An 11,516-nucleotide genomic window follows, 5' to 3' on the forward strand; every position below is an offset into this window, starting at 1 on the left:
GCGCAAGCGCGCGGCCACGGGCAACCACGAGTTCGACCGCCTCTGTGCCGACCTCGGGATCGAGCATCGCCTCGCACCACCGATGCGGCCGCAAACCAACGGCATGGTGGAGCGCTTCAACGGGCGGATCGAGGACGTCCTGCAGAGTCATCGCTTCCGATCAGGCGAGGACCTTGAGCAGACGATCCTGCGCTATGTCCGCCTCTACAACGGCCAGCTCCCGCAATCCGTCCTGAAGGGCAGAACGCCTATCGACGCCCTCAAGGACTGGCATCGCCAAAAGCCAAGGCTCTTCAAAAAGCGGCCATACAATCAAGCGGGATCTGACAGGTAGCTACGGCAGGCCGCGAATGACCGAAGAGTTGAAGGAGATCGGCCTGGACGTCGGTCATCGCCGTGTGGGCCGTTTGATGCGCCAGAACGGCATATCTGTCGTCAGAACCCGCAAACACAAGGTGACGACCGATAGCGATCACAAGTTCAATATCGCGCCGAACCTGCTGGATCGAGACTTCAACACTGATGCGCCCAACCAGAAGTGGGCCGGTGACATTAGCTATGTCTGGACCCGCGAAGGCTGGTTGTATCTGGCCGTAATCCTCGATCTGCATTCACGGCGTGTGATCGGCTGGGCCGTGAGCAACCGGATGAAACGCGACTTGGCGATCCGGGCGTTGAACATGGCCATAGCTTTTCGGGCGCCGCCCAAAGGCTGCATCCATCATACGGATCGCGGGTCGCAATATTGTTCACACGACTATCAGAAGCTTTTGCGCCAGCATGGCTTCAAGGTGTCGATGAGCGGCAAGGGCAATTGCTATGACAACGCCGCTGTCGAAACCTTCTTCAAGACGATCAAGGCCGAGCTGATCTGGCGCAGGTCATGGGAAACGCGGCGGCAAGCTGAAGTGGCGATCTTTGAATACATCAATGGCTTCTACAATCCGCGTCGCCGCCACTCAGCACTGGGCTGGAAAAGCCCCGTCGCATTCGAAAGAAAAGTGGCTTAAACGAGCACTTGGGGCGGCACGAAATCGCGACAGGTCCAGGTTCCATCCCCGCCACGGTTTGCGGAGACCCCCAAAAAACTATGGAGAGCCGCTACTTCGAGGCCGCTTTGGTGTTCTCTTCGTCGCGCTGGTCTTGAGGGACTATGACCTCTGCCTCAGGGATCCTGGTGGCTTCGGGTGGCTCATCGTCGGAGACGGGCTGTACCACGCTACCCTCCACCGTATCCGTGTTTTCAGATCGGCCGGACTTTTGCCGCGCGGCCGAGGGTGCCCCTGCGGGCTCGGCCTCCGCCACGGCCGGGAGCGACCCTTCCTCCACCGTTACGCGCTTTTCGTCGGTTTGGCCGACGATAAGCGGCAGCATTTCGGTACGGGCCGGCATCGCCACGACGCTTTCTTTCGGCTCGGTCCAGCTGAGCGTGTCGAATGCCCCGCAATTGCCGCAAACCGGCTCCCATTCGCCATGGATCGTATGGCAGTTGTCGCACACCCATTGCGGACCGCGCGGCACGGTCAGGGCACGGGTCAGCCAGCCGCGCACCACGGCGTCCTCCGCCCCTTCCCCGCGTTCGATTGCGGCCATGATCGTCACCGACCGGGCCGTGGGATGCGCCGTCGCCAGATCGCCCAGGGCGCGCCGTGCAGCGGGGAAGTCCTCGTTCGCGATATGTAGCTCTGCCAGAAGCATCCGCGTTTCGGGATGGTCCGGCTTGAGGCGGGTCAGGGTCGAGAAGCGCCGGATCCGCTGGGCCGGCTCCTCGTTCGGCTGGATTTCCGCGAACGCGGCGGCCAGATCGGGATGTGGCTGCGCGTCCCATGCCTTCTTCAGGATGCGGGTGGCGTAGCGCTCCTGATTGTTGCGCATGTATCCGCGTGCAGCCATCACGGCCGCCGGGATCAGATCCGGCGACAGGCGGTTCGCCTCGATCGCGGTCTCGCGCGCATGGACCGATGCTTGCTCGTCGGTCACGTCGCGCGCTTCGGAAAGCGCCAGGACGGCATCGCGCCGCTTGTGGACGTCGCGGGGCAGGGCGCCGTGCTTCAGCTTTGCGCCCAACGTCTTGCGCGCGCCGACCCAGTCGTGGTTGGCGGCTTGCAGCTTCAGCAGGATGTCCTGGGTTTCTTCATGCTTCGGCTTCAGGCCGAATGCCCGCTCTGCTAGCGCCAAGGCCGTTTCCGTATTCCCTATTTCGAGCTGCTGCTTCATCAGGCCACGCACACCCACGAACCGCGTACGCTCATCCTGAACAAGGCGCTTGTAGACGTCCTCGGCACGGGAGCGGTCTCCGGTCATTTCGGCGCCCTGCGCAATCAGCAGATTGGTCAGATCCGGGCGGTCGAGGTACTTCTCGGCCTTCTCGGCCTTGGACTGGGCCTCCTTGCCCTCACCGCTGGCCAGGGCAAGCATGGCGTCTGCCAGCGCATTCAGGCCCTTCCGCTCACGGTTGCGGGAGAAGTAGCGAGAAACGGCGGTATCGTCACCGTTGAGGAACCGCAAGAGTGCCCAGAGCAGGCCGAGGAGTTTGAGAATCACCCAGACCGCGACGATCAGAGATATCGCCGCGATCGCGGCCATGAGCGGACCGAGCGTGAATTCCGTGTCCGCAAAGGCAACGCGGATCGCGCCGTCCGCATTGAGAAGCTGCCCCGCGCCGTAGGTCAGAAGGCCGATGATGGCGAGAAACAGAATAACTTTCAGAAGTGACCAGAACATCGGCGCGCCCTCAATTGCTGTTCAAGGACTGGGCCAGGTCGGCAAGCGCCGCCTTTGCATCCGCCCGCGTCCGGGCGCGTGCGGTCCAGTCGGACATGGCGTCCTGCCCGGATTGGGGCAGGGATTCGATTTCCGACAGGGTGGCTGTCAGGTCGCCTTCGGACAGACGCGCCTCGGCGCGCGAAAGGACGGCATCGGCGCCGCTCCCTTCCTTCTCGCTGAGCGAGCGGGCGCCGGTCTGCGCCTTGAGAAAGGCCCCGAAGCGGTCGATCGGATTGTCCCCCGCGGTCTCTCCCACGGACGCCGCCAGCGCGTCGCGGGCCGCCGCGGCAAAGCTGTCCTGGAGGGCGGCGAGCGTGGCGATGCCCTGACCGGCGGGGGCGGAGAGGGCCTCCGGGACGGTGGTGCCGCTGGCGCTCTGGAGCGCGCCGACCGCATCCGCGAACGGGATGCCCGACTCGAACGCCGCACGGATCTCTGACAGGGCCGCCTGGGCTGCGATGCGGTTGGCTTCCCGGGCCGCGGCCTGCTCTGCCTCGGCGATGGCGGACTTCTGGCTGTCGAGCGTCTGGGACTGCGCGTCGAGCTTCTGGGCCTGGGCTTCGAGCGTCTGGGCCTGCGCGTCGATGGTCGCCGCCTGGTCCTCCAGCCGCGCCGCCAGGGCCGCGACCTGCTCTGTCAGGGCGGACAGGGCGTCGGCCTGGCCGCCGTCGGGCGCTGGGGCTTCGGGCCGGGCTTCGAGCGCTGCAAGCCGCTCTTCGATCCCGGACAGATCCGGTGTGGCATCCTCACCCGCGGCGCCCACCTGATCGAGCCGGGCGGCGAGGTCCGCGATCTGCTCTCCCGCCGCGCCGATCTGGTTGCGGACATCGTCCATTGCGGTAGTGTCCTCGGCGGCGCTGGCCTGTCCCTCGACCGCGTCGAGCCGCGCGGCCTGGGCATCCAGGTTCGCAGCGATCTCAGAGAGGGCCTCGGATCCGTCGTCGGTCTGGAACAGCCCGAATTCGGTGTAATAGGCGGCAAGGAAACCGATCCCGCCGGCCAGCACCCCCCCGAGCAGAACCGACAGGAACGGCCCCGAGGATGTCGTCGATGCCGTCGCCTCTGGCGGTTCGGTCCTGGCTGTCGTCTCTTCGCTCACCGCGTCACCTCTCGCTTCCGTCCGGGGCAGCTTAGTCCGCCCGGCCAGCCACAACAACCTTGGCCATTCGGTCGATCATGGCCAAGGCATCGGGCCTTGGGGCAACTAGCGCCCGGCCGGGCCCCTGCCAAGCCTGCGCCACGCCCGCGCTCAGGGCAATGACGGTGGTTCGGCGGGGCGGGAGGCCCAGTTCCTTTGCCACCAGGGCCGCCGTCCGGGCGGAAAACAGCGGCAGGACGGTGTGCCGCTCTCCCAAGAGCGCGTCCCGGGCCGCGCGGGTCAGGGCGCGCGGGCGCTGCTCGTAGACAACCCGGGATGTCGCGCGCACCCCCGCTTCGGTCAGCCGCGCCGCAAGATCCCTAGCGACGTGCCGTCCATGAAGGTGAAGGTAGGTCCCGCCGCCGCGGGCGATCAGCGCCGCGGCCAAGGCGTCTGCGCTGCCGCCCAGAGCCTCTGGCCGGGCGCCGAAGGCGCGTGCGGCGGACGCGGTGCGGGCCCCGACGACGACCACGTCACGGTTGCGGATCGCCCCCCCGGCTGCGCGGACGCCGTTGACGGACGTGAACACCGGAACTGCGTCGCCGATGTCGCCGGCATCCAGCGGCACGATCTCCATGACCGGCGAAAAGAGCACGGCGCAAGTCACAGCCCGCTCACGCAGGGCTCGGGCGAATTGGCGGCCAGCCGCTTCCGGGCGGGTCAGAACGATGACGGTCATGCTGGCGGGACGATCCGGGGCTTTCGAGGCGCGGGCTTTCCATGGACGGGACGGTTCCGCGGTGGTAGGGCCAGCCCGGCCCCGGCGCAACGGCAGAGATCGGATGAACGCGACCGTCCTCGGCATCGAATCGAGCTGCGACGACACCGCGGCGGCCGTGCTCCGGGGGCGGTGCATCCTGTCGAACGTCGTGTCCTCTCAGACCAACCTTCATGCGGCCTTCGGGGGCGTCGTGCCGGAACTCGCCGCACGCGCCCATGTGGAGCGGCTCGACCTCTGCGTGGAAGAGGCGTTGCGCCGCGCCCGTCTGACGCTGATGGAGATCGACGCCATCGCGGTGACCGCCGGACCGGGGCTGATCGGCGGCGTCATGGCGGGCGTCATGTGCGCCAAGGGACTGGCGGCGGCCACCGGACTGCCGCTGATCGGCGTGAACCATCTGGCCGGACACGCCCTGACGCCGCGGCTGACCGATGACGTGCCCTACCCCTATCTGATGTTGCTGGTGTCCGGCGGCCATTGCCAGTTCCTGCGCGTGGACGGGCCAAACGGCTTCGCCCGGCTGGGCGGCACCATCGACGACGCTCCGGGAGAGGCGTTCGACAAGGTCGCGCGCCTCTTGGGGTTGGACCAGCCGGGCGGACCGGCGGTGGAACGCACGGCGCGCGACGGTGACGCCGGGGCCTTCGCCTTTCCCCGCCCGCTTCTGGATCGCGCGGGCTGCGATCTGTCTTTCTCCGGGCTCAAGACCGCGGTACTGCGCGCGCGCGATCTGTCGCTTGTGGACGGCGCCCTGCCACGGTCGGCGCGCGCCGACATCTGCGCCGCCTTTCAGGAGGCCGTCGCCGCGACCCTGGCCGAGAAGTCGCGTCGCGCGCTGGCGCTGTGCCCGGAGGCGACCGCGTTCGCCGTTGCCGGCGGCGTCGCCGCGAATGCCGCGATCCGCACGGCACTGGAGGCCGTCGGCCCGGTGCCGTTCCTGGCGCCGCCCCTGGCGCTGTGCACCGACAACGGTGCAATGATCGCATGGGCGGGGTCCGAACTGCTGGCGATGGGCCAACGCGACGGCATGGATCTGGCGCCGCGTCCCAGATGGCCTCTCGACCCCGATGCGGCGCCCATGCTGGGCTCTGGCAGGAAAGGGGCGAAGGCATGAGGTATTGGCTTTTCAAGTCAGAGCCGTCGGACTGGTCCTGGGAAGACCAGTTGGCGAAGGGCGACGCGGGAGAAGACTGGACCGGGGTCCGCAACTATCAGGCCCGCAACCAGATGCGGCAGATGGCGCTGGGCGACCGTGGCCTGTTCTATCATTCGCAAACGGAACGCGCCTGCGTCGGCATCGTCGAGATCATCGCCAAGGCCCATCCCGACCCGACCGACGACAGCGGCCGTTGGGACTGCGTGACGGTCCGCGCGCTGGCGTCCCTGCCGAAGCCTGTGACGCTGGACGCGGCCAAGGCGAATCCGGCCCTGGCCGGCATGGCGCTGGTCACCAACCCGCGGCTGTCGGTCCAGCCGGTGACACGCGCCGAATTCGACGCGGTCGTGGCGATGTCCGGGGAACCCTGAGCGAAACGGCTGCCAGCCCGGGTCCAGTACCTGCGTGCCGACCCGGCGTGGCGGCGGGCACCGAACATATCGCGGTGGAAACCGTTGATTGCGCGATCAGGACATGCTCGATCATGGTCTGCGGCATGTGACGCCGCGATTGGGGAGGGCACGACATGCTGAGCAAGATCCTGGTTCCGGTCCGCGGCGACGGCATGGTGGCGACCGTGTTGAGGCACGCCGCGGCGCTGGCCAGACGGCACAAGGCCCATGTCGTCGTGGCGCACTGCCGGGCGCGGGCGGAGGATCTGTTGCCATCGGGCGTCCCGCTGCCCGCCTTCGCGCGCGAGACGTTTCTCAAACAGGCCCACGAATTGGCCGACCAGCAGGAGCAGCATCTGCGCACCATCCTGCAGAAGCTGACACGGGACTTCGGTCTGTCCGAGACTGATCCGCCGCACAGTGACGTGGCGACGGTCGAGTTCATCGAGGAATCCGGCCGCATGGCGGATGTGATCAAGCACAACGGGCGCCTCGCCGACCTTATCGTGGTGTCGCAGCCGGACCGTGACAGGAATCTGGGGACGAATTCGCTGAAATCGGGCCTGTTCCAGACCGGGCGGCCGGTGCTGATGTGCCCTCCCGGGCACGATTCGCCCGATGATCTCGGCGCCCGGATCGCGGTGGGCTGGAACGGCTCTCTGGAGGCGTCGCGGGCGGTCGCCCTGACGCTCGATCTTGCCATGGGAGCAGAGGAAGTGACGATCCTGACGAGCGGCAAGGGAGATGCCCACGGCGCCACCGTCGAGGAGCTTGTGGACTATTACCGCCTGCGCGGTGTGACCGCCGTGCCGCACAGGTTCGACGCCCGCAACCCGGGCGAAGCGCTTCTGGCGGAGACCGTGAAGGTCGGTGCGAACATGCTCATCATGGGCGCCTATGGCGAAAGCCATGAGCGTGAGACCTTGTTCGGAGGAAATACCCAGTCAGTGGTCGACAAGGCAAAGATTTCGGTCGTGCTCGTTCACTGAGTAGACAAGAGGGTGCGCAATATCATATGTCTGTCCGAGTCGTTCACGTAATTTAGTTTCGCGGCGGCGCATCTTTGGGATGGGTTTTTGCGGGGCGGGGGGGCGTGAAGGGTGCTGCATTTGGGAGGATTGCCACGATGACGATCGAACGACGCGTGTTTCTGGGCTTGGCCGCCGCGGCCATGCTGAGCGTGGCGCCCTTGCAGGCGGTGGCACAGGAATGGCAGCCGCGAAAGCCCATCGACTTCGTGATCATGGCAGGGCCGGGGGGCGGCGCCGACCAGATCGCACGGTTCATCCAGTCGGTGGCCGAGCAGAACGACATGACATCCCGTCCGCTCGTTCCCAACAACAAGGGCGGCGGGTCCGGCGCCGAGGCGTTGATCGCGCTGGCGAACACGAACGATCCCGATCATACGCTGCTGGTCACGCTGAATTCGTTCTTCACGACGCCGCTCCGGCAGGAAAACCTGGGAATCGACATCACGTCCTTCACGCCCATCGCGATGATGGGGGTCGATCCGTTCGTGCTGTGGGTTCACAAGGATCAGGGCATCTCGACCGTTGAGGAGTTCGTCGAGGCGGCGAAGGCCGCCGACGGCGAATGGGTGATGGGCGGTACGGGCAAGGGACAGGAAGATTCCATCGTGATCGCCTTCCTGGCCGGAGCCTACGATCTCAGGATCAAGTACATCCCCTATGACGGCGGCGGCGCGGTGGCCAAGGATCTGGCCGGACAGCAGGTCATGGCGACGGTGAACAATCCGGCAGAGGCCAAGGGCTTCTACGATTCGGGAGATTTCGTGCCTCTTCTGGCCTTTTCGGACGAGCGGCTGCCGGCCTACCCGGACGTCCCGACCGCGAAGGAGAAGGGTCAGGACTTCTCCTACTACAACCAGCGCGCCGTTGTCGGCCCGCCGGGAATGTCGGAGGAGGCAGCCGCCTATTACCGCGACCTGTTCACCCGGATCTACGAGACCGACGCATGGCAGGGCTATCTTCAGTCGGAGAGCCTGTCGCCGCTCTGGATGAACGCGGAGGAACAGCGCGCCTATTGGGACACCCAGATCACGCGCCATCGCGAGCTTTTGGCCGCGATGGGGGAATGACAGCGCCGCAAGCCGGGACCGCAACTCTACGGGGGGCCCGATGCGCACCGGCGAAATCGTAACGGCGGGCGTCCTTGCGCTGCTGTCGATTTACCTGATGTGGAAAGCCACGGAACTTCCCGTCGGCTATATCTCCCGGGAGGGGCCGGGCGGAGGTGCCTGGCCGTTCTGGCTATCGGCGATCATGTTGATCTGCTGCGCCATGATCGGATTGAACTGGTGGCGGGGGACGAGCCCGCCATCGCGCTCCGAAGAGCCGGTGCTCGACAGCTACGGATGGCGGATGCTGCTCTTCGTCGGTGGCGCCATCATCGTGTTCGTGGGGCTGGTGAACGTCATTTCGATGTACGGCGCGGTCGCGGTTTTCCTGTTGTATTACACGCGGTTTTTGGGCCGGCACGGCTGGCCGCTCAGCCTGACTCTGACCATCGTGACGCCGATTGCGTTCTTCTTCTTCTTCGAAGGGGCGATGCAGATCACGATGCCGAAGGGGCTGCCCTTCACCGACCCGATCTTCAACGTGCTTTACGAAATCATCTACTGACCGGGACAGGCCGGGCCGAAGGGACAGCGTACCGCGATGGAAATTCTTTCCCTACTCGGACAGGGCGTGCTGCTGTCGCTGCAACCGCTCAACCTCCTCCTTATCCTGATCGGCGTTACGCTGGGGCTGTTCATTGGCGCGATGCCCGGGCTTGGGTCGGTCAACGGCGTGGCGATCCTGCTGCCGATCACCTTCCTCGTGCCGCCCGGATCGGCGATCATTTTCCTTGCCGCGATCTACTACGGGGCGATGTACGGCGGCGCGATCTCATCGATCACGCTGGGGATTCCGGGCGCCTCGACCGCTGTCGCGACCACCTTCGACGGTCGGCCCCTGGCGCTGCAGGGCAAGGCGAGCCTTGCTTTGGTGACCGCGGCGCTGGCGTCCTTCGTGGGCGGGACCGTGGCCAATGTCCTCTTCACGCTCTTTGCGCCGGTCCTTGCGGCCGTGGCCCTGTCCTTCGGGCCGCCGGAAATCTTCGCGCTGATGCTTCTGGCCTTCGCCACTTTCGTCGGACTCGGCGGCGACGACATTCCCAAGACGATCCTTTCGATCTGCCTGGGGCTGGTCCTTGGGTCCGTCGGGTTCGACCAGATCTCGGGCGCGCCGCGGCTGGTCCTGTTCGACATTTCCGGCTTCCTGCACGGCATCAACTTCCTGGTCCTCGCCATCGGCGTCTACGGCATCGGAGAGATGCTCTGGACGATCGAGCAGACCCGCGGAGAGGTCACCACGACCACCGCCAGGATCAGCGTCCGTGGAATGTTGTCGGACACGCGGGAGTCGGTGAAGCGCGGCTGGAAGGGCACCGCCATCGGGTCGTTTCTGGGGTTCTTCGTGGGTGTGCTGCCGGCTGCGGGGGCGACGCCGGGTTCTCTCATGTCCTACGGCGTGGCCAAGATGGTGGCCCGGCGCCCGGAGGAATTCGGCAAGGGCCATCCCGGCGGCGTGGCCGCACCGGAGGCGGCGAACAACTCCGCCTCGACGGGCGCGATGCTGCCGATGCTGACGCTAGGCATTCCCGGCTCTCCCACCACGGCGATCCTGCTGGGCGGTATGGTGATCTGGGGCCTGGTGCCCGGACCGCGCCTCTTTGTCGACGAAAGTGAGTTCGTCTGGGGGCTGATCGGATCGTTCTACGTGTCGAACGTGGTGGCGGTGGCGGTCAACCTGGCGTTCATTCCCCTGTTCATCTGGATGCTGCGGATGCCCTTCACCATCCTGGCGCCGATGATTTTTGTGCTGTCCATCGTCGGCGGCTACGCCGCGACACGGGACATGCATGACATGTGGCTGATCGTCATCTTCGGCTTCGCCGCCTTCTTCCTGCGAAAGTTCGACTATCCTCTGGCGCCTGCCGTTCTGGCCATCGTGCTGGGGCCGATCGCGGAACCCACCCTGCGCCAGTCGCTGCTGTTGTCCTCTGGCGATCCGTCGATTTTCTTTACGCGCCCCATCGCCGGGCCGATCACCATCGCGGCGCTGGTGCTGATCTTCCTGCCGGCGATCAAACTGCTGCGCAGGGGGCGCGGCAAGACCATGGCCGACGAGGGTTGAGCGCCTAGAGCATGATGAGATTAGCTTGAAGCGTATCCAGTATTGGCGAGGTAGTTCGCGCACTCCTGTGGGCTGAAGCGGTCGAGCAGTGTCCCGATCCTGCGCCACGTTGCCTCCATTGTGCGCTCGGCTGCGTTGCGGAGCATGTGTTTGAGCTTCGAGAAGACCTGTTCAATCGGGTTCAGGTCGGGGCTGTAGGGCGGCAGAAAAAGTAGATGCGCTTTCGCGTTACGGATCGCCTGCCGCACGGCTTGCCCTTTGTGGCTGCCCAGATTGTCCATAACCACCACATCGCCCGGGCGCAGGGTTGGGACGAGCACGTGCGCGACATAAGCCCGGAACGCTTCGCCGTTGACGGGACCGTCCAAAACAAAGGGCGCGTCGATCCGATCATGACGCAGCGCTGCGATAAAGGTCATGGTGCGCCAGTGACCATGCGGGGCCCGCCCGATCAGGCGTTCACCTCTGGGAGCCCAGCCGCGCAGCGGGGCCATGTTGGTCTTGGCCCAGGTTTCATCAATGAACACGAGACGACGGGGGTCGATCCGGCCCTGGTGCCGCTTCCAGCGCACACGGCGGCGGCTCACGTCGGGGCGGTTCTGCTCCTCGGCGAGTTGGGTCTTTTTTTGAACGAGTAGCCCGTGCGGCGCACGAAGGCCCAGACGGTGCGGTAGTCGACCTTGAGCCCGCGCTCGGCCAGTTCCACCACCAGTCCGCGCAGTGTGAACGGCTCCGTTATCCGCTCCAGAAGCCCGCCGACATTGCGCAGAAGGACAGCGATTCCGACTACTACCCCGTCGTCATCGATGCACTTCGCAAGAAGATCGAGCGGGAAATCGACGGAAGGTTCGCGGACGGTGATCTCGAGCATCTCGCGGTGTTCGGTTTCGCGCCCATGCCAGTCCTTATGGAGCTTGGTCGACTGCTTTCAGACTTGTCGGCCGTTTCAGTCTACGGCAGGCACAGGGAGCCAACGCCGGGCTGGGCCTGGCCGAACGATCGTGAACCTCTCGAGTTTACCTGCGTCCCTGGGGCCCCCGGCCCGAAGAAAGTGGCGCTGAAGATCTCCGTAACCGCCGGCATCGCAGATGATCGTATCGTKCAGGCACTGCCTGACGAACCAGTTTCCATTTGGGAGATCCGG

Annotated in this window: 11 protein-coding genes and 2 pseudogenes; 9 read left to right on the top strand and 4 right to left on the bottom strand. The window is 65.7% G+C overall.

The annotated features are described in order from the left end of the window. A partial coding sequence (locus tag KW83_RS18690) for an integrase core domain-containing protein (protein ID WP_036182117.1) occupies positions 1 to 334 on the top strand: 334 nt, incomplete at its 5' end. Then, a pseudogene (locus KW83_RS18695) lies at positions 330 to 1,010 on the top strand (IS3 family transposase); the annotation flags it as partial. The gene KW83_RS18690 and the pseudogene KW83_RS18695, both read left to right, overlap by 5 nt. Positions 1,011 to 1,101: 91 nt before the next feature. Here KW83_RS18695 and KW83_RS18700 read toward each other — a convergent pair. From KW83_RS18700 to KW83_RS18710, 3 genes are read right to left on the bottom strand one after another with little or no spacing between them, the layout of a single operon-like run. Then, entirely contained in the window at positions 1,102 to 2,724 is a 1,623-nt protein-coding gene (locus tag KW83_RS18700) for a heme biosynthesis protein HemY (protein WP_036182119.1), read from the bottom strand. Between the two features lie 10 nt (positions 2,725 to 2,734). Then, complete coding sequence (locus tag KW83_RS18705) at positions 2,735 to 3,865, bottom strand: COG4223 family protein (RefSeq protein ID WP_051928673.1); 1,131 nt, start codon at positions 3,863 to 3,865, stop codon at positions 2,735 to 2,737. Positions 3,866 to 3,896: 31 nt separating this feature from the next. Beyond that, positions 3,897 to 4,583: a uroporphyrinogen-III synthase gene (locus tag KW83_RS18710; RefSeq protein WP_036182121.1), complete on the bottom strand. Its 687-nt coding sequence runs from the start codon at positions 4,581 to 4,583 to the stop codon at positions 3,897 to 3,899. 103 nt (positions 4,584 to 4,686) lie between these two features. On the opposite strand from KW83_RS18710, the gene tsaD reads away from it, so the two are divergent. From tsaD to KW83_RS18740, 6 genes are all read left to right on the top strand, one after another. Next, positions 4,687 to 5,739 carry a tRNA (adenosine(37)-N6)-threonylcarbamoyltransferase complex transferase subunit TsaD gene (gene tsaD / locus KW83_RS18715; protein ID WP_036182123.1) on the top strand — a complete coding sequence of 351 codons (1,053 nt, stop codon included), beginning with the start codon at positions 4,687 to 4,689 and terminating at the stop codon, positions 5,737 to 5,739. Then, on the top strand, positions 5,736 to 6,152 hold the full coding sequence (locus KW83_RS18720) for an EVE domain-containing protein (protein ID WP_036182125.1): 417 nt from the start codon (positions 5,736 to 5,738) through the stop codon (positions 6,150 to 6,152). Before tsaD ends, KW83_RS18720 begins: the two co-directional genes overlap by 4 nt. A gap of 155 nt (positions 6,153 to 6,307) precedes the next feature. Further along, a complete protein-coding gene (locus KW83_RS18725) occupies positions 6,308 to 7,162 on the top strand; it encodes a universal stress protein (RefSeq protein WP_036182127.1) in 855 nt (284 codons plus the stop codon). Positions 7,163 to 7,299: 137 nt separating this feature from the next. Continuing rightward, complete coding sequence (locus KW83_RS18730) at positions 7,300 to 8,271, top strand: Bug family tripartite tricarboxylate transporter substrate binding protein (protein ID WP_036182129.1); 972 nt, start codon at positions 7,300 to 7,302, stop codon at positions 8,269 to 8,271. A 40-nt stretch (positions 8,272 to 8,311) separates the two neighbouring features. Then, positions 8,312 to 8,815, top strand: a complete 504-nt coding sequence (locus KW83_RS18735) for a tripartite tricarboxylate transporter TctB family protein (RefSeq protein WP_036182131.1) — start codon at positions 8,312 to 8,314, stop codon at positions 8,813 to 8,815. A gap of 36 nt (positions 8,816 to 8,851) precedes the next feature. Next, on the top strand, positions 8,852 to 10,372 hold the full coding sequence (locus tag KW83_RS18740; RefSeq protein WP_036182133.1) for a tripartite tricarboxylate transporter permease: 1,521 nt from the start codon (positions 8,852 to 8,854) through the stop codon (positions 10,370 to 10,372). Positions 10,373 to 10,392: 20 nt separating this feature from the next. Here KW83_RS18740 and KW83_RS18745 read toward each other — a convergent pair. After that, positions 10,393 to 11,099 (bottom strand): annotated as a pseudogene (locus KW83_RS18745) (IS630 family transposase); the annotation flags it as partial. Between the two features lie 75 nt (positions 11,100 to 11,174). Between KW83_RS18745 and KW83_RS20810 the strand changes: the two are divergent. After that, the coding region (locus KW83_RS20810) for an SAVED domain-containing protein (RefSeq protein WP_235191470.1) at positions 11,175 to 11,516 on the top strand (342 nt) is incomplete at its 3' end.

Origin of the sequence: Palleronia rufa (genome assembly GCF_000743715.1) — a bacterium.
Lineage (GTDB): Bacteria > Pseudomonadota > Alphaproteobacteria > Rhodobacterales > Rhodobacteraceae > Palleronia > Palleronia rufa.